The organism is Streptomyces sp. (genome assembly GCF_031178505.1).
Classification (GTDB): domain Bacteria; phylum Actinomycetota; class Actinomycetes; order Streptomycetales; family Streptomycetaceae; genus Streptomyces; species Streptomyces gulbargensis.
In genome coordinates, this window is record NZ_JAPSIW010000025.1 from 1 (window position 1) to 23,310 (window position 23,310).

The following is a 23,310-nucleotide window of genomic DNA, read 5'->3' on the forward strand; positions in this document are numbered from 1 at the left end:
GCGACCTCGTGGTGGGCGGGGTGTCCGCACAGGACGCACGGGCGGGGCTCGGCGAGCCGTTCGCCGTCGTCCGCGGCGGGCGCCCGTACCAGATCGCCGTCGTCCGCGGCGGGCGCCCGTACCAGATCGCCGTCGTCCGCGGCGGGCGCCCGTACCGGCGCGGGCCCTCCCGCCGGTGCGGGGTCCCGGTCCGGGGCGGGCGGCGCGGGGGCCGGTGCGGCGGGGGTGTCCAGTCTGGCGCGGAGGCCGTCGAGCAGATAGGCGTAGCGGGTGCGGGTCTCCCCGGAGGGCTCGCGGCCCGCTTCCCAGCCGGCGAGGGTGGTGGGGCTGACGCCGAGGGCACGCGCCACCTGGGCCTTGGTGAGCCGGGCGCTCTCCCGCAGCCGGATGCGTTCCCCGGGGGCGGGCAGTTCCGCCTCGGGGGCGACTGCCGCGAGAAGCGCGTCGACCGCGTCGAAGTCCGTCACTGCCGCCCTGCCTTCCCAACCCGCTCCACGCCGCCACCCTATCCAATGCCCCGTGCCGTGAAGGGTTGCGTCGGGGCCTGCCGGAAGGGGTGGCGGCGTGGAGCGGTGGAGCCCGGCGGCCGAGACCCGGACGGGACGCCCGGGGCCTCGGCGCGGACGGTGTCGACGGCGACCCGGGCCCCGGGCCGGCGGTGCCGGTCGCCGGGGAGCCGGTCGCGGGCGACGGCGGGGCGGCCGTCGCCGTGGGCGCGGACGTCGCGCCCTTGGCGAGCACGGGGGACGGCTCGCCGGGGCCGGCGCCGAGGCGGCCGGCCGGGAGGGTCGGGTCCTCGCCCGGCGCACGGGCCCTGGCCGGCAAGGTGGGGCGCCGCCGGGCCGGCCGCTCGGTCACGAGCCGGTGTGCGGCGGCCTCGACGAGGCGGTCCTCGGCGGTCCGGTCGGCGGCGCGCGCCGGCTTGCCGGGGGCGGCGGGGGACACGGAGGCGCAGGGGGTGAGGAGCAGCGCGGAGGCGGCGGTCAGGAGGGCCCGGCGGGTGGGCGGGGTGTGGTGGTGCATGGACGCCCCTACGGTCGTGCCTGGTCAGAGGGGCCGGCGGAAGTTCTTCGCCGACCCGGATGATCACTGCCCGAGGGAGGGTCCGTCATGCGGGGAGTCACCCGAAGGTGTTCCATGCGCCGTCGTGCGCGCCGTTCGGGCGCCGTGTGAGCCGACGGAAAAAGGCCGAGCCCCGGGTGGACGGGGGGTTCCAACCGGGACTCGGCGGCGTGACGCGAGGGCGGTCACCTCGAGGGGGGGACCTGGGGACCGGACCCCTTCGCAGTCACATACAGATGAACGATAAACCTTTTCCGGGTGTTCCGCGTACCGCCCGCGTCCGGTGTGAGTCACCTCACGCCTTTTCGGCGGGTCTGTCAGTCCTTCTCGGGCCGGTAGACGGTGCCCGGCTCCGCGGTGCCGGGGGCGAGCAGTTCGGGCACCGTCACGAACGTGAAGCCCCGCTTCTTGAGTTCGTCGATGATGCCGGGGACAGCGGGGACGGTGCCGTCGTAGATGTCGTGCAGGAGGATGATGCCGTCCCCGTGGGCCTGGTCGAGCACCCGCTGACGTATGAGCGCGGTGTCGGTCGTCGCGTAGTCCTTGGCGGTGATGCTCCAGAGGATCTGGGCGAGCCCCAGCTCCCGGCTGACCTCGGAGACCTTGTCGTCGGTACGGCCCTGGGGCGGGCGCATGAGGGTGGGCTTGCGGCCGGTGATCCGCTCGACGGCGTCCTGGGTGCGGGACAGCTCCTCGCGCACCTGGGCCTCGTCGAGGTCGGTGAGGATCCGGTGGGTCCAGGTGTGGTTGGCGACCTCGTGGCCCTCGTCCGCGATGCGCTTGACCACCTTGGGGTAGCGGTCCACGTGCTTCCTGCCGAGGAGGAAGAAGGTGGCGGGAACGTCCTTCTCCTTGAGGATGTCGAGAAGCCGGGGGGTGTCCTTGCCGGGGCCCGCGTCGAAGGTGAGGGCGATGCACTTCACCTTCTCGCAGTCGACGCGGCGCGCCGCCGTGCCCCCCTTGCCGTCCCCTCCGGCCTCTTCCCGCGCGTCCTCCCGCGCGTCCTGCGGCGTGACGGCGTCGACCCCGCAGCCGCCGAGCGTCAGCATCAGTGACGCCACGGCGAGAGCGGCGAGAGCGCCCCTGCGACGGCCCGTCCTGGATCGGAACATGTGGTACCCGCTTTCCCCGGTGATGGCTTCGCCGGCGGCTGCCCACCGCCTGGTCAGGGCGGTGCCGTCCGGCCGCTCCCGGCACTCTACACACGGTGTATACCGGGGGCACCGGCGGGGTCGCGGAGGGCGTGCGAGGCGCCGTGGGGATGCGCGGGGTCGAGGTCCGGCCCATGAGGCACGCGGGTCGGGGAGGCGCGCGGGCCGGGGCGTGCGGGACGTGCGGACGCGGGCGTGGAGGAACCCGGGCGGGGCCCGTCCGCTCCGCCCGGGGACCGGGGCGCCTTCCGCTCAGCGGGAGGCGAGCAGGAGTCTGGCCTCGGTCTCCTGGTCTCCGGAGACCGACTGCAGGGACTGGATGTCGAAGCCTTCGGCGAGGACCTTCTCGACCTCGCCGACGGCGTGGTAGCCGCCGGTGAGGACCGCCCCCACCTTGTCCGTGAGCTGTGGAGGCCGTACCTCCTGGCGCCGGCCGCCCGCCGTGTCGAAGGTGGCGGTCCAGACGGTGGGGGCGGGTCCGGCCGCGTCGGCGGAGCCGGGAACCGTCACGTCCTCGAGCTGGTAGAAGCGGTCGAGGACGTCCAGGACGGCCTTGGCGTCCTCCCGGCAGCAGTCGCTCAGCTGCACGGTGACGTCGGTGTCGATGTGCAAGTCGTACACGGTCGCTCATCTCCTCGTGTCCCGAGGTCGCTCGTCGTGCCACGCGCCGGTCGGGGCACGTATCCAGCATCCCCCCTGACGCCCGGTCCCGCGATGTCCGGTGACCGTTTCAGCCGGTACCGGTGATCCGCTCGACGGTGTCGGCCTCGGCCGCCGACTTGTCGGGACGGTGACGGACGACCCGCGCGAAGCGGAGCGTGATGCCCGCCGGATAGCGGGTGGACCGCTGCAGTCCGTCGTACGCGATCTCCACGACGAGCTCGGGCCGCACCCGCACGGTGAAGCCGTCGTCGGAGACGGCGAGTTCCCGCAGCCGCTCCGTCTGCCAGCGCAGCATCTCGTCGGTGAGCCCCTTGAACGTCTTCCCCAGCATGACGAAGCCGCCGTCCGCGTCGCGGGCACCGAGGTGGAGGTTGGACAGTGTTCCGGTCCTGCGCCCGTGGCCTCGTTCGGCGGCGAGGACGACGAGGTCGACGGTGTGGACGGGCTTCACCTTCAGCCAGGCCCGGCCGCGCCGCCCCGCCACGTAGGGGGCGTCGAGCCCTTTGACGAGGACGCCCTCGTGCCCGCGGTCGAGCGTCTCGGTGGAGAACCGTTCGGCCGCCTCGATCTGTGCGGGGTCGTCGGGGTCCGTGACCAGGATCCGCCGGACCCGCCGGACCTCTGGCAGGAGCCGGCTGAGAACGGCGTGCCGTTCACGGCCGGGCCGGTCGATCAGGGACTCGCCGTCCACGGCGAGGACGTCGAAGAAGACCGGCGTGAGGGGCAGCGCGGCGTGAGCGGTGGCCACGTCGGTACGGGAACCGACGCGGGCGGCGGTGACCTGGAACGGAAGCGGGCGGCCGGTGGCCGGATCCAGGGCGAGCACCTCCCCGTCGAGGACGAACGCGTCGGCCGGAACGGACCTGGCCGCCTCGACCACCTCGGGGAGCCGGTCGGTGATGTCGTCGAGCGAACGGGTGTGGACGCGGACCTCCTCCCCGAGCCGGTGCACCTGGACACGGACGCCGTCGAGCTTCTCCTCGACGGCGCAGGGGCCGAGCGCCGCGATCGCCGCGGCGACGGTGCCCGCGCTGTGGGCCAGCATGGGCTGGACGGGGCTGCCGACCCGCAAAGTGAACCGGGCGAGGGCTTCCGCTCCCTCGGCGAGCACGGCCTGGGCGACGAGCGGCAGGGCACCCGCGAGCATGACGGCACGCCGCAACTCGGTCGCCGGCACTCCGGCCGCCTTCGCCACCCCTTCCAGAGCGATGGCGTCGAGGGCGCCCTGGCGGACCTCTCCGGAGAGGAGCCGCAGCAGCAGCTGCTGCTCGTCCAGGGTGGCGGCGGCGAAGAGGGCGCGAAGACGGCGGGTCCGCTCGGCCTGCGACCCCGCTCCCCCGACGGCCGCGAGCCCGGTCATCGCCCGGTCCACCTCTTCGAGCGTGAGCGTGGGTTCCGCCGCGGGCGGGACGGAAGGCGGAGCGACTTCCTTGAGGGTGCTCCACCCGACGCCGATCCGTCCCTGCGGGAGCCGGCCCGACAGGTAGGCGATGACGAGCGGGCTCTCCTCAGGGCCGGCCTCGGCGAAGAGGCCCGCGAGCAGAGCCGTCTTCCGCGACCGCGCGGACGCGGCCGTCACCTCCTGGGAGACCTCGGCGACACGGGCGAGCAGCATGCGCCCATCCTGCCCGCGCCGCACCCGTGCCGCACCCCGACCGGCGGACACCGCGGCGGCCGGTGAGGTGCGCGCTCCCCCGGGGCCGTCACTCCGGTCCCGGTCGCGGGTTTCGCTGTCAGGGCCAGGCCGAGGGCCGCCCCCAACCCCGCTCTCCCGCCCGGGCCCTCGGCCCCCGGCGGCGCAGCAGTTCACGCAACCGGTTTCCGGCCCGGCGTCCCGGCGGGCGGGTGCGGTCGCTCCGGCGACCCGCCGGCGACGACGCGGGAGGAGGTGCGGCTCCTGACAGGGCCATCGCCCGGTCGGGTTCACGCGTGGCCCCGGGCGGAGGCACGGTCCGGGGGACGGCGCGCGGGACGAGCCGCCTCGGAGGCGCCGTCAGTACCCGATCGGTCGCCGCCCACGGCAGGGACTCCGCCGGGAGCGGATCGGGCGGGCTCGCCCTCAAGGGCACCGGCGAGGGCATCGGCCCGGGCGGGGCGAGGCCTGTGAGGGGAGCGGCGGCACGGGCCTCCGCCAGGGCGTCGGTCAGGGCGCCGCGGAGCCACAGGATCTCGTCCGCCTCGTCGGCGAGGGACAGGTGCCGCACGATCTCGCGGGTGGCCGGGGAGGCGGGGAGACCGGCAGTGGGCGGGGGCGGGCGCAGCCGGTCCAGGTGGGAGCGCTCGTACGGGTCGGCGACGAGCACGGGCAGCTCGTCCGGGTCGAGCAGCGAGGTGACGGCGGCGGCCCGCCCCCACGCGTCGGTGGTGGTCCGCAGGAGGAGGGAGAGCCGCCGGGACCGCCAGTTCCTCGCGCGGCTGTCCTGGCCCGCCGCCAGCCGCTCACGGACGTCCGGCGGCAGCCGTCCGGTGAGCAGCTCCGGGTGGGCGCGGGCGAACTCGCCCACTTCGCCCGCCAGATAGAGCCACACCACGGCCCGGTAGCGGTTCAGGTAGAAGCGCACCGGACTCAGGTGCCCGGTCCTGGCCAGCTTGGTGAACCGCTCGGGTGTGACCGACAGGATGGTGGCGGCCTCCCTCGTCCCCACCGCCCGGACGCGCTCCCGCAGGCCGCCCGGGAAGTCCGGGGCGCCTTTCAGCCGGTCGAGCTCGCTCACCTCGACCCTCCCGCGCTCCGGAGGCCCGGCCCCGACCGCCGCCCCGCCGCCAGCACGGAGACCCGCTCCCGTACCGGAGGCGGCGCCCGGCGCCACCGTCCGTACCAGGCCCAGTTGCGCCGCGAGGCGGAACTCGTCGCGCCTCAGCTCCAGGTGCCGTGCGGCCTGTGCCGCCGTCACGGTGCGGCTACCGCTCTCGTCGCCGGCCATCGTCCCGGTCCTCCCCCGTGCGTCCGTATGTCTCGGTGGAGGGATCCGGGCCCGATCGGCCCTTCGACCCTCCACCAGAACAGTAACGCAGAGTGACGACACCGGGACATCCTGTGGACGGCCGCCTGTGGACAACCGCCCGGTGGTGAACCGCCCGTGCCGGTCAGAAGAGGTCGTCGTCCAGCCCGCCGGGATGGCGGGCGGCCACGCCGAGGTGCTCACCGACGCGGTTGACCAGGAGCGTCATCTCGTACGCCACCTGGCCGACATCCGCCTCGGCGGCGCTCAGCACGCAGAGGCAGCTGCCCTCGCCCGCCGCCGTCACGAACAGCAGCGCGTCGTCGAACTCCACCATCGTCTGCCGGGCCCGCCCGGCCTTGAAGTGCCGGCCCGCCCCGCGGGCGAGGCTGTGGAGTCCGGAGGACACGGCCGCGAGGTGCTCGGCGTCCTCCCTCGGGAGTTCACTGCTCGCGCCCGTCACCAGGCCGTCGTTGGACAGCACGAGCGCGTGCCGTATGGAGCCGACCCGCTGGGTCAGGTCGTCCAGGAGCCAGTCCAGTTCCTTGTCCAGCGCCATGTTGGTCCTCCCCCTCGATGGTGCGTCCCCCGACGGCCGTCGACCAAAAGCCCCGTGCTCCGTGCCGTGTGCGGCGTGTCGCCGTACCGTCGCGGTCCGCGTGTCGCGGCAAGCCTTACGCACTGTCGTGGACAGGGCAAGCATCCGGTCGGCGCGCGCCACGCGGACGCGGGGGCCGCCGGCTCAACCGGCGCTGTTGAGGAGCCGCGCGGTGTAGGTCCGCCCCGCGTGTTCGACGAGCCGGACCAGCACCTCCTTCCCGGAGTCCCGGTCACGGGCGTCGCACAGCACCACGGGGGTGCCCGGATCCAGGTCGAGCGCGCGGGAGACGTCGTGCGCGCCGTACGCGCGGGCGCCCGCGAAGCAGTTGACGGCCACGACGAAGGGGATCTCGCGGTGCTCGAAGTAGTCGACCGCCGGGAAACAGTGCTCCAGGCGCCGGGTGTCCGCGAGGACGACGGCCCCCAGGGCCCCCTGGGAGAGTTCGTCCCAGAGGAACCAGAAGCGGTCCTGGCCCGGGGTCCCGAAGAGGTAGAGGGAGAGGCCGGAGCGGATGGTGATGCGGCCGAAGTCCATGGCGACGGTCGTGGTGCTCTTGCGGTCCACTCCCCCGGTGTCGTCGACGAGTTCCCCGGCCCGGCTGAGCCGCTCCTCCGTGCGGAGCGGCCGGATCTCGCTCACCGCGCCCACCAGCGTGGTCTTTCCGACGCCGAAGCCTCCGGCGACCAGGATCTTCAGGGCGAGAGCGGTGGTGTCGGCGCTGCCGTCGCCGGTGCTCTCAGAGCGCTCGTAGGCCATCGATGACTTCTCTCAGGATGCGTTCGTCGGGGAGCTGCGCGGGAGGTACGGGCCTGCTGACGCGGACGAAGCCCGACTCGAGGAGGTCGCCGAGGAGGACCCGGACGACGCCGACGGGCAGATCGGCGTCGGCGGCGAGCTCGGCGACGGACTGGGTCTCGGCCCGGCAGCGGGCGAGCAGGGACCGGTGTTCGGGGCCGAGGAGGGACTCCTCGGCGGGGCCGGGAGGGTCGTCGTCGACGACGACCAGCGCGATGAGGTCGAACCGTACGTTGCTGGGTCCCGGTTTGGTCCGGCCCCCGGTCATCGCGTACGGGCGGACGAGCGGGCCCGCCTCGGAGTCGTACCAGTGGCCGCCCGGGGCGGCGGTGCCCTCGCCCGGCCTGTCGGCGCCGGGCGTGTCCTCGCCGGTGATGTCCTCGTTCATGGGGTCTCCGCCCAGCCGGCGGCGGGTGGTGCCGCGGTGACCCGCGGCGGGGTGTGGAGGTGCTCGCCGACGCGTTTGACGAGGCGGGCCATCTCGTAGGCGACGAGGCCGATGTCGGCGCGCGCGGAGCTGAGGACGGCGAGGCAGGAGCCGTCGCCCGCCGCGGCGACGAAGAGGAAGCCGTCGTCCATCTCGACCATGGTCTGCCGGACGCCGCCGGTCCCGAAGTGGCGTCCGGCGCCCTTGGCGAGGCTGTGGAAGCCGGAGGCGATGGCGGCCAGATGCTCGGCGTCCTCCCTGCTGAGCCCGCTGGAGGTGCCGACGGCCAGGCCGTCGCCGGAGAGGACCACGGTGTGGTGGACCTCCCTGACACGCGTGACCAGGTCGTCGAGGAGCCAGTCGAGTTCGCCGGAGCGGTGGGGGGTGGCGGTCGTCTGATGGTCGATCATGCGTCGTCTCCTTCGGGTCGCGCGGATCGCGATGGGAGGGCGGAGGCGCTGCCGGTCTCCCGGCCGTCCGGCCGGCCGTGGCCCGCCGGGGTGTCGAGGTCAGGGGCGAGGCCGTCGCTCGGGGTGGAATCCGTGCTTCCGTGCACGCCGGAGGTGACACCCGCGTACGGGGCGGAGGCCGGGCCCGCGTACGGGGCGGGGGCCGTGGCCCGGTACGGGTCGGAGTACCGGTTCACGTACGCGTCGCGGTCCGGGCCCTCGTACGGGTCGGGGTCCGGGCTTCCGTGCGGGTCGGGACGGGCGCCCAGGGAGCGGCTGCCCGGGGAGGTGCCGCCGCGCCGCCAGCCGTCGTGGTAGGCGGTCATCCGCTCCCTGACCTGTTCCGGTGTGCGTTCGAGCGCCACCGCCGCCGGGGGTACGGGCGGAGCGGCCGGGGCCGGGGCCTCCCGCAGCTGCGGGACGAGGCTCGCCTGCCGTACGCGTCGGGGCAGTTCCGTTTCCGCGTCGGTGGGAGCCACCGCGGCGGGCGGGCGTTCCGGGGGCGTCGTGACGGAGCAGCCGGGCCGGCGCAGGGCCGTGACCCCGGCCGTGGCGTTCGGCGGGGCGGGGCGCGGGGAGGTGGGCTCCGCTGCGGGCGGTGCGGGGACGGCGGCGGGCCGCGGCAGGGCCCTGGGGCCCGTCCGGGGCGGTGTGGCGTCGGACGGGCCGACGGGCGGTGCAGGGTCCTGCGCACGGGCGAAGCGGCGCGCCTCGGCGCGGCGTGCCTCCCCCTGTTCGTGTGCGGCGTGCCGGGCCTGCCCCGTACCACCGCCCGGCTCTCCGGCCCCTCCGCGGTCCGTCCGCCGGCCGGCGCGGAGGCCGGCGGGTCCCTCCGGTCCCGGGGCGGGCTCGCCGGCGGCTCGGGTGGCGTCGGTGCGCCGGGCGTCGTCGCCCTCGGGCGGGGCGCTCTGGAGCAGGTCCGTGGGGAGCAGGACGACGGCCGTGGTGCCGCCGTAGGGCGAGGTCCGCAGGTGGACCCTGATGTCGTGCCGGGCGGAGAGGCGGCTGACGACGAACAGGCCGAGCCGGTCGCTGTCGAAGAGGTCGAGCGCCTCCGCCCGGGCGATGCGGGCGTTGGCCTCGGCGAGGGACGCGCCGCCCATGCCGAGTCCCCGGTCCTCGATCTCCAGGGCGTAACCGTTGCCGACGGGTTCGCCGCTGACGCGGACCTTGGTGTGCGGCGGGGAGAACTGGGTGGCGTTCTCGATGAGTTCGGCGAGGAGGTGGGTGAGGTCGGCGACGGCGCCGCCGACGACTGCCGTCTCGGGCAGCCGGCGCACCTCCACGCGCGCGTAGTCCTCGATTTCGGAGACGGCGGCGCGGACGACGTCGGTGAGCGGAACCGGCACGCGCCAGGCGCGGCCGGGCGCGGCGCCGGACAGGATGATCAGGCTCTCGGCGTGGCGGCGCATGCGGGTGGTGAGGTGGTCGAGCCGGAACAGGTCGCCGAGTTCGTTCGGATCGTCGACGCGTCGTTCCATGCTGTCGAGGAGGTTCAGCTGGCGGTGGACGAGGACCTGGCTGCGGCGGGCGAGGTTCACGAACACGCCGGAGATGCCGTCGGCGAGTTCGGCGCGTTCCACGGCGGCTTCGAGGGCCGCGCGGTGGACGGTGGTGAGGGCCTCGTGGACCTGGCCCACCTCGTCCGGGGAGTCCGGCCCGGCGGGTGCCTCGGACCTGATGTCGATCTCCTCGCCGGCGCGCAGCCGGCGCATCGCGGCGGGGAGTTCGCGCCGGGCGATGCGAAGGGCGGTGTTGCGAAGACTGACGAGCTCCACGACGAGGCCGCGGCCGACGCGGACGGAGATGACGAGGGAGGAGGCGACGGCCACGAGACCGAGGACGACGGCCGCTCCGCCCGTGGTGAGGGCTCCTCCGGCGATCGGATCGGTGCCGTCGGCCGCGGCGGCGCGCGCGTCGGACTCCACGGCGGCGAGACCGCCGCGTACGGCCGTCACGGCCGCGTCCCATTCGGCGGCGGGGACCGCCGGGGCGGCCGGGCGGCCCGGGGCGGCGGCGAGGATCCGGTCCTCGGCCCGGGTCAGTGCGGCGAGTTCGCCCCCGGCGGCGAACCGCTCCCAGGCGGCCCTCTCGGCGGCGGGCAGATCGGTGGTGGCCGAGGCCGTGAGGGTACGGCGGGTCTCGGCGGCGCCCGCGAAGGCACGGAGGTGTTCGGGGGCGATGCGGCCGGTGAGCCGCGCCGCGCCGAGGAGCGTGTCCTCGCGGGCCAGCATCTCCCCGGCCCGGCCGAGCTCCAGGAGCACGCGGGCCTGCGTGCCCTGCCGGGCGTCCTGCATGCCGGTGAGGGCGCCGTGGACGGCGAACGCGGCGGAGACGGCGTCGGTGTAGGCCGTGTGCACCTGGTCCGCGTCCGCGCGGCCGGCGACGGCGGCGGCGCGGAGACGGGTGAGGCCCTCGACCGAGCCGACGAATCCGTTCACCCGGGCGGCGAGGTCGCCGGGGAGGTGGCCGGTGTCGGCGACGGTGTGGGTGGCGTCGAGCCGGAGGCGGTCGACGGCTTCGTCCGTGTGCCGGATCCGCTCCCCGAGGGCGGCGGCCCGCGCGGCCGCGGGGGCGGTCGCCTGGTGGACGGCGGCGCGCCGTTCCGTCTGGAGCGCGGTCAGGGCGGCGGTCACCGGTTCACGGATCTCGGCGTCGAGCCGCTGGAGGCGGCGGAGGTGGGCGACGTCCTGGGCGGTGGTGACGGTGGCGAAGCCCCACAGTGCGAGGAGCGAGACGACCGGGACCATGAGGAGCGAGACGATCTTGGCCCGGACGGTACGGGGCCGCAGGCGCCGGAGCCGTGTGGCGCGCGGTCGGGCGACGGGGTCGGGGCCGGCGGAGGACTCCGTGGAAGCCGGGCCTCCGGAGGGCCGGCCGCGTGGTTCCCCGGCGGGCGGCCCGGCGTGAGCGCGCCGCCCGCGCGCGGCCGCCGCCGGCGGTACGGGCGGTGCCGCCCCGGCGTCCTGGGGTGTGCGCGGAGTTCGCATGGCCTCCTCGTTCCGGCTGGTTCTGATCGGTCGGTCGTGGGGTGGGTGGGGGTGAGGGGATGGTCCTGGCCCCCGGCGTGCGGGTCCTCGCGGCCCGGCGGCCGGGGGCGCGGTGCCGGCGCGGGATGCGGGCCGGGATCCGGGGTGAGGCCCTCAGGGACGAAGTGGTCCGGTCCCCGGGGGTGGACGGCGCTCCCGCTGCTGCCCGGTCATGGGTCAGGACCCGCCGGGGACGCCCGCGGTCTTCACCGTGCCGCCACGGGTGCGGAAGCCGGGCGGGGCGACGTCCACGGCGCGTTCGTCCGGTTCCGTGAGGAGTCCGGCGGAGGCGTACGCCGCCCGCTCGGCGGCCGTCGGGGAGAGCGCCACGAACGCGGAGGTGATGAAGAGGTAGGAGCCGAGGCCCACGGCGAGCGGGAAGATGAACTGCATGACCGTGACACCCGCCAGCGGAGCCGTGGACGGCACGACGTCGACCCGTACCGCGAGCATGCCGGTGTAGTGCATGCTCGTGACGGCCGCTCCCATCACCAGCGAGGCGGCGACTCCGGCCACCGGCGCGTGGACGTTGAGGGCCGCCCAGAGGGCCGCCGTGGCGGCGACGACCGCGATGAGGACCGACAGGGCCACGTACAGCGGGTCGTACGTGATCCGGCCGTGGAGGTGAAGTGCCGCCATGCCCATGTAGTGCATGCTCGCCACCCCGACCCCGGTGGTCGCGCCACCGATCAGGAGCGCACGCATGCGGTCGCGTCCGTAACCGACGGCGAAGACGCCGACGCCCACGACCCCGACGGCCACGAGCAGGCTGAGGAGGGTGAGGGGGACGTCGAAGCGGATGTCGGTGCCCGTGACGCCGAAACCGAGCATCGCGACGAAGTGCATCGTCCAGATGCCGGTGCCGATGGCGGACGCGGCGGTGATGAGCCAGTTCCGCCGGGACCGGCCGGTCGCGTCGAGGGCGCGGACGGTGCAGCGCAGGCCGAGGGCCGCGCCGGTGCAGGCCATCGCGTACGACAGCACAGGTGTCAGCCAGCCGAAGGTGGCGTGGTCCAGGTGTCCCATGGCCTCGGGACGCTAGTGCGCACAAGGGGGCGCACTAGGGGCGCATTTCGAAAGCTGCTGGAATATGACAGAGAGATGATCCCGAACGATCACACCGCGCTCGAACGTGCGCACCGATGGTTCACTCCTCCGAGTGGGCCATCATGACGTCATGAGCGACGACCCCACACATGTCCGATCCTTTTTCGGTGTCCGCGCGGCCGGATGGGACAGCCGTTTCCCCGACGACGGTCCGGCCTACGCCGCGGCCGTCGCGGGGCTCGGACTGCGCCCCGGTCACGTGGTGCTCGACGCCGGCTGCGGGACCGGCCGCGCCCTGCCGCCCCTGCGCGCCGCTGTCGGTCCGGGGGGAACGGTGATCGGGGCGGACCTCACGCCGGAGATGCTCGACCAGGCGGAACGGGCCGGGCGCGGCGGGCCCGGCGGCCCGGCCACCCTCCTCCTCACCGATGTGGCGCGCCTGCCGCTGCGTGACGGGGCGCTCGACGCGGTCTTCGGCGCCGGTCTGCTCTCACACCTGGCCGACCCCGCCGCCGACCTGCGCGAACTCGCCCGGGTGGTACGGGCCGGAGGCCGGCTCGCGCTGTTCCACCCGGTCGGACGCGCCGCCCTCGCGGCCCGTCACGGCCGCCGGATCACCCCGGACGACCTCCGGGCCGAACCCCGGCTGCGCCCCCTGCTCGCCGCCGCGGGCTGGCGCCTCACGGAGTACGTGGACGAGGACGAGCGGTACCTGGCCCTCGCCGTCCGTGAGGGCCAGGGGCGCCCGGGGACGGCAGGATGACATCGAGGGCGGGCCGAGGCAGGAGGGGCCTTCGCCGGACACCGGGTCCCGCGGACAGGGGCGTCTGCCCGGCGAACGGCCCACTTCGCCCTACGGTGCCGGAACCCTGGCGGCGGGTACCTCCTCACACCGCCCGGAACCCCGCCGGAAGGCGTCGGACACCGCTCCCGCCAGGGGGGTGCCGGGCTCGACGGTCTCCTCCGCCCGGCAGGGGCGCGGGCTCGACAACGCCCCCTTCTGTACCGGCACTTCGCCACCTACCGTGGAAGTGCCGGGCAGTCGTGCCCGGGGAAAGGCGGCAGGTCGTGGCAGGAATACAGGAACGACTGCTCCCGGAGCGGCTCCGCCGGCTCCTTCCCTCCGCGCGGCGGGCCGCGGACCCGTCCCGTCCGGCGCCCGCGCCCCGTGCCCGGCAGGGGCACAACCTGTTCGAGGCGGCGGCCGAGTACGTGGCGGCGTGCGCCGAGGACGATCAGGCGCGGGCGGAGGAGGCCGCCGGCCGGGTCTCACCGGGTGCGCTCTCCTTCGGGGTGAACGAGCTGGCCTGCCGGGCGGTCATCGCGCTCGCCCGGGAACGGAACGAATCGCCCGGGACGGTGGCCCGCTCGCTCCTCGGGCTGCGGGAGGGATGAGGGGCTGCTCGAAAACCCCGGAGCATCACCGTCCGCCCGGATGATCTTCGCCGCCGCGCGGGACGGGTCCCGCCTGTCGCCCGAGACCTCTCGACGCGCGGGTTACTCACTGGTTAAGGTGCGCCGACGAGCCGAGGGGAGGCCACCGTGGCCGGGACGGAACCGACCGCCGACGCGGTCGCCGAGGCGGACGCCGACGCGCTGTTCGTGCTGACCGCGGCGCTGCTCACGCCCGCGCGATTCCCGAGCGTCCTGGGCGACGACTACCCGGCCGCCTGTGCGGCACTCGGCCTGGAGCCGTACCAGGAGGGGTACGGGCTCGTCCTCGGCCAGGACGGGCTCGGCGCGCGGTGGACGGTGGTCGTGGAGGACGTGTCGCTGGTCGCGACGGCCATCTCCGCGTGGGACTGCGGCATGCCCTACGACCTCTCCCCCGACGGGGATTCCGTGGTGGCCGGGCTTCCCGGCTGGCCCCTGGCGGTCGTCTCCCGCGCCCCGGGGGTTCCCGCGCCGCACGACCCGGAACCGGAGGCGGGCGATCCGCCGCCGCTGGTCCCGCCGTCCGGTGACGCGTGGGGACCTGCCCAGCGGCGGCTGGGAGCCGACGAGGTGGCGCTGCGGTGGGCGGACTGGCGGGCCGGCGTCGCCACGGCCTTCGGTGCGGGCGCGGAGGACGGTCCTCGCACCGGCCCGGAGACGGGCGGCCCGGAGACGGTCCCGGGCGCGGGCGGTACGGCACAGGGCGGTACGCGGGACGGTGGCGGTCCCGCGCAGGACCGTGCGGCCCGGGCGGGCACCGCGGACAGCGGTCCCGCGCGGGTCCCCGCGGCCCGCGGCGGTACGCGGGACGGCTCCGCGCCGGGGGTCGCTTCCCCCGATCCGTACGACGGGGTGCGGCGGGCGCTGGCCGAGTTGCGCGGCTATCTGGAGGCGCCTCCTCCGGTGGGGCGGGTGAGGTCCTCCTTCGCCACGGCGGACGCCCGCGTCCTGCGTGCGGACGGGCCGGGCTGGTCGTTCGTCGCCCGGACCGACGACATGGCCTTCGTGCTCCTGGACGACCGGCCCCGCGAGGTCTTCCCGGTGGCCCGGGGGCCGCGCCTCCCCTCGCTCCTGCAAGCCCTGGACGCGATCGCGATACGCCCTTCCTGACCTCCGCCGGGCCCACGGGGGCAGCGGCCCGAGGCGTGGTCCCGGCCCATGGTCCGGGACGGGGTGGGACGCGCCGGAGGATGCGGCGCCCCGCCCTCGTACCGCCGTCCCTTCGGAGGCTCCCGGGCGCCCGCTCCCGGGCGTCGCCCTGGCACCCGCGGGTCCCGCAGGAGTGGCGGGCGGCGCGCCCGAGGCCGCGTACCGCGCCCGGGAAGGGACAGAGTCCCCGCTACGGGACGGGCTCAGACCCGTTCGAGGGGGCGGTGCGGGCCCTCCGGCAGTTCGACCCGGATCGGGTCGCCGGGACGCACCTCCCCGCCGGTCAGGACGACGCTCATGATCCCGGCCTTGCGGACGACCTCGCCGTTCTCGTCACGGCCGAGGACCTGCTTGAGCAGTCCGCCGCGGAAGCGGTCGATCTGCACGCACGGGTTGCGCAGGCCGGTGACCTCCACCACGGCCTCCTCGCCGAGGTGGAGCCGGGCGCCGGTGGGCAGCGAGAGCAGGTCGATGCCGCGGGTGGTGATGTTCTCGCCGAGGTCGCCGGGAGCCACCTCGAAGCCGGCGCCGGCGACCTCCTCGAAGAGTTCGGCGTGGATGAGGTGGACCTGACGGAGGTTCGGCCGCGTCGGGTCCTGGGCGACGCGGGAACGGTGCTTGACCGTCTCGCCCGCGTGGACGTCGCCTTCTACGCCGAGCCCGGCGAGGAGGGTGACGGCCTCCCGGTTGGTCTTGGTGAACGAGTACGCGCCGTTGCTGCTGACCGTCAGGACGATGGCGTCGCTCATGTCGGAGTCCCCTTCTCCCCTGTCCGGGGGCGCCTGCGCACCGCGTCCCTCCCCCGGTTCGACGATCACCTCATGTGATCCGTTCGCACCCTACTCGCCACGGTCCGCGCGGAGCGGCGCGCCCACCTCGTGGAGGTGTCCGAGGGCCTGCCGGTAGGAGTCGACGAAGCCGGTCTCGGTGTACGGGACGCCGAGTGCCCGGCAGTGGGCGCGTACGGCGGGCCGGGCGAGGCGCAGGTGGGGGCGCGGCATGCTGGGGAAGAGGTGGTGCTCGATCTGGTAGTTGAGGCCGCCGAGGAACCAGTCGGTCAGGGCGCCGCCGCGGATGTTGCGCGAGGTCAGCACCTGGCGGCGCAGATGCCCCCAGCTGTCCCCGTCGGCGTGTTCGTCGGGCCGGTCCATGCCCTTGTGGTTCGGGGCGAAGGCCAGGCCGAGGTGGACACCGAGCACCATGTGGTGGAGAAGCGCGAAGACGAGCGCCTGGGCAGGCGTGAGAAGAAACAGGAGCAGGGCCGCGCCGCCGAGGAGGTGGGCGGCGATGAGGGCTCCTTCGACGCGGCGCTCACGCGGGCCGCGCCAGGGGCCGTCCTTCGCGAGCAGGGCCTGGATGCCGTACACCTTGAGCGCGATGCCCTCCAGCGTCGTCAGCGGGAAGAACAGCCACGCCTGGTGACGCGTGAGGAAGCGGCGCAGGGCGGTGCGGCGGTCGGCGGCCTGGTGGGCGGCGAAGACCAGCACGTCGGCGGCGACGTCGGGGTCCTTGTCGAGGTGGTTGGGGTGGGCGTGGTGGCGGTTGTGCTTGTCGTTCCACCACTCCCGGCTCATGCCGAGGAGCAGGTTGGCGTGGACGAGCTGGATGATCCTGCCGGTGCGGCGGTCGGCCGTGATCTGCGCGTGGCCGGCGTCGTGGGCGACGAAGGCGGCGCGGGCGGAGAGCAGGGCGAGGGGGACGGCGAGCGGGAGGGTCCACCAGGAGGGGCCGAGGAGAGCGAGCCCGGCGACGACGGCGGCGATGCCGAGGAGGTTGACCGCGATGCCACGGGCGTACCAGCCGGGCCGGTGGTCCAGGAGCCCCTGTTCCCTGATGGTGCGCAGCAGCGGGGCGAACTCGCTGCCGCGCGCGGTGCCCGCCGGGGCGGTGGGCGGGGACGGCGCGCGGGGGCCGTCCCGGGGCGGAGCGGGTGCCGGGAGCGGGGGCGGCGCGGTGGCCTGGGACATGGACGGGCTCCGGTTTCTGTGGGTGGGGTGGCGGTCCGCACCGCGGTGCGCCGTCTCCTCAGAACGTACGGGCCCCGGCCCGGCCGGGGCCATGACGGCACCACCCGGCCCCGGCGGGGGGCGCGCCCGGGGCCGGGGGTGGGGTTCGCCCCACCCCCGGCCCCACCGGTGTGGCACGGATCACTCGGCGAGCGCGCCCACGGGGGGCGCGGGTGGGGTAAGGTCGGCCGCTCCGCCCAGTAGTCAAATTTGAGGAATGCGTTGTCGCTGTCGCACGGTCCCCTCGCATCCGCCCGCGAACTCGCTTGCCACTCCGCCGTTTTCCTGCCCTCCGACCCGCCGCGCGCCGGCCTGATCGCCTTCTGGTCACCGGACGGCGAACCCCTGCCCGACGCGCCGGGCCCCTCGCCCGCCCCGGACTCCCGCACGGATTCCCCCGCGAACGTCCCCGCGCTTCCGGCGCCGTTCACCTCCGGTGAGATCACGGTCGTGGACGGGGACGACCCGCGCCCCGTGGCCGTGCCCGCCCGCTTCCTCACGGTCCGGGACGCGCTGCCGCTCCTCGCCTCCGCCCGCCTCGCCGGCGGCGCGCCGGCCGCGACCGCCTTCTGGGGAGCCGCCGCCCTCCTCGCCCTGGACCTCGTCGCCCGGGGCCTCGTCCTCCCGGGCCTGAGCCCCGGGGGCCTCGACGCCTGGCGGGCCGGGCCCCTCGGCCCCGGCGAGCTGGCGGAGCTGCGGACGCTCGCCGCCTCGATGCCGCCGGCCGCGCACGCCGTCCCCCTGACGGCCGACGGGCCGCCGCTGCTGCCCGAACCCGAGGCGCTGCTGCGCGCCTTCGCGGACGCGGTCGCCGACACCCTCCCCCGTACCCCCGCCGCCCCGCTGGTGGCCGGCGGTCCGGCCTTCGCGGGCGAGGCTCCGCAGGCCGTCCCCGAACAGCGGGCGTGGGCCGCCGAGGTGGCGGCCGTCCACGACGCGGGCGTACGGCTGTCCCTCCGCCTCGAACTGCCCGGGTTCACCGACGCGTCGCGGGAGGCACCCGCCTTCCGGGCCGTCCTCCAGGTCCACGGCGCGGCCGACCCCGCCCTCGTCGCGGACGCGGCCGACCTGTGGGCGGGCTCCGGCCGCGCCGCCGCGTCGTTCGGTCCCCGCGCCCGTATGGACGCCCTGCTCGCACTGCGCCGGGCCGCGCGGGCCTGGGCGCCGCTGTCCCCGCTGCTCGCGGCGGCCGTGCCCGACGCCGTCGAACTGGCCGACGAGGAGGTCGCGGAGCTCCTCGGGCCGGCGTCGCACGCGCTCGCCGCGGCGGGGGTACGGGTCCACTGGCCGCGCGGACTGACGGACCGTCTCACCTCGGTGGCGGTCATCGGCCCCCCGGAAGGGGAGGGCGACGGAGCCGGCGGGGCGGCCGGCCACGGGGCGGTCACCGGGGCGTGGGACGTGGCCGGGGAACCGTACGACGGGGCCGACGGAGGCGACGGCGGTGCCGGGTCCGGGGAGGGACGCTCCTCCGGTCCGCCCCCGCTGCTCTCCGCCGACGCGCTGCTCGCCTTCAACTGGCGCTTCGCCGTGGGCGGCCACCGGCTCAGCCGTGCCGAGCTCGACCAGCTCGCCGAGGCCGGGCGGCCCCTGGTCCGGCTCCGCGACCGGTGGGTCCTCGTCGACCCCGGCGAGGTGCGGCGCGCCGTCGACCGGCGGGACCGGAAGGTGACACCGGTCGACGCCCTCGCGGCCGTGCTCACCGGGACCACCGAGGTCGACGGCCGGACCGTCGAAGTGGCCGCGACCGGCTGGCTGGAGCGGCTGAGGGAACGCCTCGCCGACCCGGAGGGCGGCGCGCGGGAGATCGAGCAGCCCGCCGCGCTCACGGCCACCCTGCGCGACTACCAGCTGCGCGGCCTCAACTGGCTGCACCGCATGACCTCCCTGGGTCTCGGCGGCTGTCTCGCCGACGACATGGGCCTCGGCAAGACGATCACGGTCATCGCCCTGCACCTGCACCGGCAGACCGACCCCGCCTCCGCGGGGCCGACGCTCGTCGTCTGTCCGACGTCCCTCATGGGCAACTGGCAGCGGGAGATCGAGAAGTTCGCGCCCGGTACGCCGGTGCGCCGCTTCCACGGCACCACGCGCGACCTCGACGGCCTCACCGCCGGCACCGTCGTCCTCACCACGTACGGCACGATGCGGCTGGACGCCGAGCGGCTGGCCCGGCAGGACTGGGGGCTCGTCGTCGCGGACGAGGCCCAGCACGTCAAGAACCCCTACTCGGCGACCGCCCGGCAGCTGCGCACCCTCCGGGCACGCGCGCGCGTGGCGCTGTCCGGCACGCCGGTGGAGAACAACCTCTCCGAGCTGTGGGCGATCCTCGACTGGACGACACCGGGACTGCTCGGCTCCCTCGGCGCCTTCCGCACCCGCTTCGCCTCCGCCGTCGAGGGCGGACGCGATCCGGCCGCCGCCGAGCGGCTCGGCGCGCTCGTCCGCCCCTTCCTCCTGCGCCGGCGCAAGTCGGACCCGGGCATCGCGCCCGAGCTGCCGCCGAAGACGGAGACCGACCGGACCGTCTCGCTCACGCCCGAACAGGCCGGCCTGTACGAGGCGGTCGTCCGGGAGAACCTGGAGGCGATCGCCGCCGCCGAGGGAATGGAACGGCGCGGCCTGGTCGTGAAGCTGCTCACCGCGCTCAAGCAGATCTGCAACCATCCCGCCCAGTACCTGAAGGAGGACGATCCGCGCATCGAGGGCCGGTCGGGCAAGCTCGAACTGCTCGACGAACTGCTCGACACGATCCTCGCCGAAGGGGCGAGCACCCTCGTCTTCACGCAGTACGTGGCGATGGCGAGGCTTCTGCAGGCGCACCTCGCCGCGCGCGGGGTGCGGACCCAGTTCCTGCACGGTGGTACGCCGGTGGCCGAGCGGGAGGCGATGGTCGCCCGCTTCCAGGACGGACAGGTGCCGGTCTTCCTGCTCTCCCTCAAGGCCGCCGGCACGGGGCTCAACCTGACCAGGGCCGAGCACGTCGTGCACTACGACCGCTGGTGGAACCCGGCCGTGGAGGCGCAGGCCACCGACCGGGCCTACCGGATCGGACAGGACCGGCCGGTCCAGGTCCACCGGCTGATCGCGGAGGGGACGGTCGAGGACCGGATCGCCGCGATGCTCGACCGGAAGCGCCAACTGGCCGACGCCGTGCTCGGCGGCGGCGACACGCCGCCCGAGCTGACCGAACTGACCGACGCCGAACTGGCGGAGCTCGTACGACTGCGAGAGGACGGAGGGGACGGACGATGAGCGCGTACGGGAACGAGGGCGACGAGCGGACGTTCGCGGCCCTGCCTGCCGCGCGGGGTGCCGCGTTCGCCCGCACCTGGTGGGGCCGGGCATGGCTGAAGGCCCTGGAGGACACGGCGCTCGACGGACAGCAGCTCAAGGCAGGACGGCGGCACGCCCGGGCCGGGGCGGTCGGCGCGGTGTCGGTGCGGCCGGGGCGGATCACCGCCCTGGTGCGGGACCGTGACGGCACGGCGCACCGCGCCGACGTGCTGGTGCGGGAACTCTCCGAGGAGGAGTGGGAGCGGCTGCTCGATCTGGCCGTGGACAGCGCGGGACACGTCGCGGCGCTGCTCGAACGGGAGATGCCACCGCACCTCGTGGAGGACGCGGCGGCGGCCGGCCTGGAACTGCTGCCGGGCATCGGCGACCTGGAACCGGAGTGCGGGTGCGAGGCGTGGGACCACTGCGCGCACACCTCGGCGCTCTGCTACCAGGTGGCGCGGTTGCTCGACGAGGACCCGTTCGTCCTGCTCCTGATGCGCGGGCGCGGGGAGCGGGCCGTCCTCGACGAACTCCAGGCCCGGGGCACGCGCCGCGCGGCCGCGGCGGCCACCGCGTCCGACGGGTCGGGCCCCGCGGCCGACCCGGCCGGCACGCCCGGCGTGCCGGCCGCGGAGGCGTACGCGGCGCGGGACATCCTGCCGCCGCTGCCCGCCCCGCCGGCCGTGCGCGCGGAACCGGGCGAGCCTCCGTCGCTCGTCACCGGGACCGACCCGGAGCCGGGCGTCGAGCCCGCCGCCCTGGAATTCCTCGCGGCGGACGCGGCGGCCCGCGCGCACCGTCTGCTCGGGCAGCTCCTCGGCGGTGCCCCCGCGGAGGGCGAGGGCCCGGGCGGCGGCATGGAGAGGCTGACGGTGGCCCAGGACGCGGCCCGGCTGGCCGCCGCCTCACCCGCGCCGTGGGCGGTGGCGCGGCTCGCCGCCGGTTCGGGCCGGACACGGGCGGAACTGGACCTGGCCGCGCGGGCCTGGCGGTTCGGTGGCGCGGCCGGCCTCGCCGTACTGGAGGAGGAGTGGGCCCCGGACCCGGCGACCCTGGCCTCGGCCGCGGCGCGGCTGGAGCGGGCCTGGGAGGACGGTGAGCGCCCGTCCCTGCGCCGGACGGGCGGCGCCCGCTGGACGGTGGCGGGCACGGACGCGCAGCTCCGCCTCGCCCCGGACGGCCGCTGGTGGCCGTACCGGAGGACGGGGACGCGCTGGGCACCCGTGGGGCCGCCGGACCACGATCCGGCCGCGGCCTTCGGCGTGTTCACCGGGGAGCCCGGGACGGCCTGAGGGCCGGCCCGGGGCGTGGCGGCGGCGTACGGCCCCGCTGGCCGCTCCCGGTCCGGCTACTGGAGCGGTCGCGTCAGGCGGGTTCCCGTGCCCGCGGGGGTGGCGAGGCTGCAGGCCGCGCGGTCCGAGCCCAGGAGGTGGCTGGTGCGGTAGGGGTACTGGACGAAGGTGGTCCAGCGGGTGCCCACCGGCTGGAGGTCCGCCTTGTGGCGCAGGGGGAGGCGGCAGAGCGCGGTCGCCGCCTCCCGTACCGCGCGGTCGTCGGCGTACGGGCCGGCCAGGAGGGGGCGCGCGACGACCTCGGCGTCGTGGGGCGTGTCGCAGGCGCGGCGGACGACGGTGCCGGGCGCGGCGCGGTCGATGTCGAAGCAGTCGCCGACCCGCAGTTCCTCGAAGGAGACGCCGCTGCCGGGAGCGGGGACGTCGGCCGGGGCGCGGTGCGTCGGGTGAGCCGGCGCGGGGGTGCCGGTCCGGGGTGCCGGTGCGGGACCGCCCCGACGCGGGCGGACGGTCGCCGGGGCGCTCGTGGCACGGGGCGTGGCGGTGACGGTGACGGCGGCCGTCGGGGAGGGCACCGGGACGGCCCGTTCCTCGTGCGGGTCGGCGCGCCGGTCCGCCGGCGGCGGGACGGGAGTGCCGGCCGTCGGCGTGTCGGCCTCCGCCCGGCCGGTGGCCGGGGTGGGCGCGTCGCCGGCCGTCGGCGATGCGGCCGCCGGGCCCCGCTCCGCCTCGCCGCCGACCGCCGTGAAGGCCGTCACGACCAGACCCGCCACGAGGAGCGGGACGAGGGGAACGCCGATGCGACGCGCCCGGCGGGCCGCGCGGGAGGGGACGGCGGGTGTCGCGGCGGGGACGGACACGCCGTCAGGCGCGGAGACGCGGTGCGGGGCGTCCGGGACGGGCGGTGTCGGATCGGAGGCGTCCGACACGCCCGGCCGGCGGCCCGGCGGCGGAGGAACGATCGGCTGGTGCGGCACAGGACCAGCGTCGCCTGTTCCCGGCCATGTGGCGAGCCATATCGGGCCGTTGACCGGGCCCTCCACCGAATCGTGACCAACTCCGGCGGCGGGGTCACCCTCCCCCGCCGCCCGGCGTGCCGGACCCCGTCCGGAAAGGAGCGGCGTCCGCCCGCAGGGCGGGACCCGCGGCGTCCCGGGCCGGGGAAGACCCGAGCACCGGACGCCGCTCCCCGATCCGGCCCGATCGGCAAGACACCCCTAGTGCTATGACCGCATAGGTTCGCCGGGTTGGCGGTCGTAGCGGTTGGATGTGCGGTGACATCCGATCCGACCGCTGGAGGCGCGGTGGCCGAGCCCGTCCGTGTGCGCAGACTGACCGATCAGGAGGGTCAGGAGCTGCAGCAGATCGTGCGCCGGGGCAGCACCAGTTCGGTTCGCTACCGGCGGGCGATGATGCTGCTGGCCTCGGCCGGCGGGAACCGGGTACCGGTAATCGCCCAGCTGGTGCAGGCCGACGAGGACACCGTCCGCGATGTGATCCACGCGTTCAATGAGAAGGGCCTGGCCTGCCTGGACCCTCGGTGGGCGGGAGGCCGTCCCCGCCAACTCAGCGATGACGACGAAAACTTCCTCATCGCGACGGCCACCACCCGCCCGGTCAAGCTCGGCCAGCCGTTCACCCGTTGGTCGCTGCGCAAGCTGGTCGCCTACCTGCGCAAAGTGCACGGCCGGGTGATCCGCATCGGCCGTGAGGCGTTACGGTGCCTGCTCGCCCGCCGCGGCGTCACCTTCCAGCGCACCAAGACCTGGAAGGAGTCCCCGGACCCCGAACGGGAGACGAAGCTGGACCGTATCGAGCACGTCCTGGACCGCTTCCCCGACCGGGTTTTCGCCTTCTACGAGTTCGGCCCGCTCGGGATCCGTCCCACCGCGGGCGCGGGCTGGGCCGAACAACGGCGTCCCGACCGGCTGCCGGCCACCTACCACCGCACCCACGGAGTCCGGTACTTCCACGGCTGCTACTC

Annotated in this window: 20 protein-coding genes; 6 read left to right on the forward strand and 14 right to left on the reverse strand. The window is 75.6% G+C overall.

Translation table 11 applies throughout. The annotated features are described in order from the left end of the window. The 11 genes from RIF68_RS04145 to RIF68_RS04195 all read right to left on the reverse strand — a co-directional run. Positions 1-467 (reverse strand): helix-turn-helix transcriptional regulator (locus tag RIF68_RS04145; protein WP_309049738.1); only part of this gene is annotated, 467 nt, incomplete at its 3' end. A 912-nt stretch (positions 468-1,379) separates the two neighbouring features. Continuing rightward, positions 1,380-2,174, reverse strand: coding sequence for a polysaccharide deacetylase family protein (locus tag RIF68_RS04150; RefSeq protein WP_309049739.1), 795 nt, complete (start codon positions 2,172-2,174; stop codon positions 1,380-1,382). Between the two features lie 291 nt (positions 2,175-2,465). Continuing rightward, complete coding sequence (locus RIF68_RS04155) at positions 2,466-2,834, reverse strand: hypothetical protein (protein ID WP_309049740.1); 369 nt, start codon at positions 2,832-2,834, stop codon at positions 2,466-2,468. Positions 2,835-2,943: 109 nt separating this feature from the next. Then, positions 2,944-4,491, reverse strand: coding sequence for an ATP-dependent DNA ligase (locus tag RIF68_RS04160; protein ID WP_309049741.1), 1,548 nt, complete (start codon positions 4,489-4,491; stop codon positions 2,944-2,946). 118 nt (positions 4,492-4,609) lie between these two features. Next, positions 4,610-5,800 carry a DUF6397 family protein gene (locus RIF68_RS04165; protein WP_309049742.1) on the reverse strand — a complete coding sequence of 397 codons (1,191 nt, stop codon included), beginning with the start codon at positions 5,798-5,800 and terminating at the stop codon, positions 4,610-4,612. Positions 5,801-5,963: 163 nt separating this feature from the next. Next, positions 5,964-6,377, reverse strand: a complete 414-nt coding sequence (locus RIF68_RS04170; protein WP_309049743.1) for a roadblock/LC7 domain-containing protein — start codon at positions 6,375-6,377, stop codon at positions 5,964-5,966. A 183-nt stretch (positions 6,378-6,560) separates the two neighbouring features. After that, positions 6,561-7,175 (reverse strand): ATP/GTP-binding protein, encoded by a 615-nt coding sequence (locus tag RIF68_RS04175; RefSeq protein WP_309049744.1) that lies wholly within the window; start codon positions 7,173-7,175, stop codon positions 6,561-6,563. Continuing rightward, positions 7,156-7,602 (reverse strand): DUF742 domain-containing protein, encoded by a 447-nt coding sequence (locus tag RIF68_RS04180; protein ID WP_309049745.1) that lies wholly within the window; start codon positions 7,600-7,602, stop codon positions 7,156-7,158. The genes RIF68_RS04175 and RIF68_RS04180 overlap by 20 nt, the downstream gene beginning before the upstream one ends. Beyond that, on the reverse strand, positions 7,599-8,051 hold the full coding sequence (locus tag RIF68_RS04185) for a roadblock/LC7 domain-containing protein (protein WP_309049746.1): 453 nt from the start codon (positions 8,049-8,051) through the stop codon (positions 7,599-7,601). The genes RIF68_RS04180 and RIF68_RS04185 overlap by 4 nt, the downstream gene beginning before the upstream one ends. Beyond that, complete coding sequence (locus RIF68_RS04190; protein WP_309049747.1) at positions 8,048-11,080, reverse strand: nitrate- and nitrite sensing domain-containing protein; 3,033 nt, start codon at positions 11,078-11,080, stop codon at positions 8,048-8,050. The genes RIF68_RS04185 and RIF68_RS04190 overlap by 4 nt, the downstream gene beginning before the upstream one ends. 216 nt (positions 11,081-11,296) lie before the next feature. Then, positions 11,297-12,145 (reverse strand): MHYT domain-containing protein, encoded by an 849-nt coding sequence (locus RIF68_RS04195; protein WP_309049748.1) that lies wholly within the window; start codon positions 12,143-12,145, stop codon positions 11,297-11,299. Between the two features lie 151 nt (positions 12,146-12,296). Between RIF68_RS04195 and RIF68_RS04200 the strand changes: the two genes are divergently transcribed. The 3 genes from RIF68_RS04200 (at position 12,297) to RIF68_RS04210 (ending at position 14,710) form a co-directional block, all read left to right on the forward strand. Further along, positions 12,297-12,929 carry a methyltransferase domain-containing protein gene (locus RIF68_RS04200; protein ID WP_309049749.1) on the forward strand — a complete coding sequence of 211 codons (633 nt, stop codon included), beginning with the start codon at positions 12,297-12,299 and terminating at the stop codon, positions 12,927-12,929. A 305-nt stretch (positions 12,930-13,234) separates the two neighbouring features. Continuing rightward, on the forward strand, positions 13,235-13,561 hold the full coding sequence (locus RIF68_RS04205) for a hypothetical protein (RefSeq protein ID WP_309049750.1): 327 nt from the start codon (positions 13,235-13,237) through the stop codon (positions 13,559-13,561). A 147-nt stretch (positions 13,562-13,708) separates the two neighbouring features. Next, positions 13,709-14,710 (forward strand): hypothetical protein, encoded by a 1,002-nt coding sequence (locus RIF68_RS04210; RefSeq protein WP_309049751.1) that lies wholly within the window; start codon positions 13,709-13,711, stop codon positions 14,708-14,710. A gap of 242 nt (positions 14,711-14,952) precedes the next feature. Here RIF68_RS04210 and RIF68_RS04215 read toward each other — a convergent pair whose 3' ends face one another. Together RIF68_RS04215 and RIF68_RS04220 are read right to left on the reverse strand one after the other, a co-directional pair. After that, complete coding sequence (locus tag RIF68_RS04215; RefSeq protein WP_309049752.1) at positions 14,953-15,498, reverse strand: MOSC domain-containing protein; 546 nt, start codon at positions 15,496-15,498, stop codon at positions 14,953-14,955. 90 nt (positions 15,499-15,588) lie between these two features. Then, complete coding sequence (locus RIF68_RS04220; protein WP_309049753.1) at positions 15,589-16,716, reverse strand: acyl-CoA desaturase; 1,128 nt, start codon at positions 16,714-16,716, stop codon at positions 15,589-15,591. Positions 16,717-16,977: 261 nt separating this feature from the next. Here RIF68_RS04220 and RIF68_RS04225 point away from each other — a divergent pair, with 261 nt between their 5' ends. Then, positions 16,978-20,010, forward strand: a complete 3,033-nt coding sequence (locus RIF68_RS04225) for an SNF2-related protein (protein ID WP_309049754.1) — start codon at positions 16,978-16,980, stop codon at positions 20,008-20,010. Further along, complete coding sequence (locus RIF68_RS04230; RefSeq protein WP_309049755.1) at positions 20,007-21,326, forward strand: SWF or SNF family helicase; 1,320 nt, start codon at positions 20,007-20,009, stop codon at positions 21,324-21,326. Before RIF68_RS04225 ends, RIF68_RS04230 begins: the two co-directional genes overlap by 4 nt. A gap of 56 nt (positions 21,327-21,382) precedes the next feature. On the opposite strand, the gene RIF68_RS04235 is transcribed toward RIF68_RS04230, so the two are convergent. After that, entirely contained in the window at positions 21,383-22,303 is a 921-nt protein-coding gene (locus RIF68_RS04235) for a hypothetical protein (protein WP_309049756.1), read from the reverse strand. Positions 22,304-22,630: 327 nt separating this feature from the next. Here RIF68_RS04235 and RIF68_RS04240 point away from each other — a divergent pair. Further along, positions 22,631-23,310, forward strand: a 680-nt coding sequence (locus tag RIF68_RS04240; protein ID WP_309049757.1) for a helix-turn-helix domain-containing protein, incomplete at its 3' end; no start/stop codon positions are given.

Bases quoted from the DNA above. Each gene is read 5' to 3' on its own strand.
- RIF68_RS04150 (WP_309049739.1), bottom strand. From the start codon at position 2,174: ATGTTCCGATCCAGGACGGGCCGTCGCAGGGGCGCTCTCGCCGCTCTC.
- RIF68_RS04160 (WP_309049741.1), bottom strand. From the start codon at position 4,491: ATGCTGCTCGCCCGTGTCGCCGAGGTCTCCCAGGAGGTGACGGCCGCG.
- RIF68_RS04165 (WP_309049742.1), bottom strand. From the start codon at position 5,800: ATGGCCGGCGACGAGAGCGGTAGCCGCACCGTGACGGCGGCACAGGCC.
- RIF68_RS04170 (WP_309049743.1), bottom strand. From the start codon at position 6,377: ATGGCGCTGGACAAGGAACTGGACTGGCTCCTGGACGACCTGACCCAG.
- RIF68_RS04175 (WP_309049744.1), bottom strand. From the start codon at position 7,175: ATGGCCTACGAGCGCTCTGAGAGCACCGGCGACGGCAGCGCCGACACC.
- RIF68_RS04180 (WP_309049745.1), bottom strand. From the start codon at position 7,602: ATGAACGAGGACATCACCGGCGAGGACACGCCCGGCGCCGACAGGCCG.
- RIF68_RS04185 (WP_309049746.1), bottom strand. From the start codon at position 8,051: ATGATCGACCATCAGACGACCGCCACCCCCCACCGCTCCGGCGAACTC.
- RIF68_RS04190 (WP_309049747.1), bottom strand. From the start codon at position 11,080: ATGCGAACTCCGCGCACACCCCAGGACGCCGGGGCGGCACCGCCCGTA.
- RIF68_RS04195 (WP_309049748.1), bottom strand. From the start codon at position 12,145: ATGGGACACCTGGACCACGCCACCTTCGGCTGGCTGACACCTGTGCTG.
- RIF68_RS04200 (WP_309049749.1), top strand. From the start codon at position 12,297: ATGAGCGACGACCCCACACATGTCCGATCCTTTTTCGGTGTCCGCGCG.
- RIF68_RS04215 (WP_309049752.1), bottom strand. From the start codon at position 15,498: ATGAGCGACGCCATCGTCCTGACGGTCAGCAGCAACGGCGCGTACTCG.
- RIF68_RS04220 (WP_309049753.1), bottom strand. From the start codon at position 16,716: ATGTCCCAGGCCACCGCGCCGCCCCCGCTCCCGGCACCCGCTCCGCCC.
- RIF68_RS04230 (WP_309049755.1), top strand. From the start codon at position 20,007: ATGAGCGCGTACGGGAACGAGGGCGACGAGCGGACGTTCGCGGCCCTG.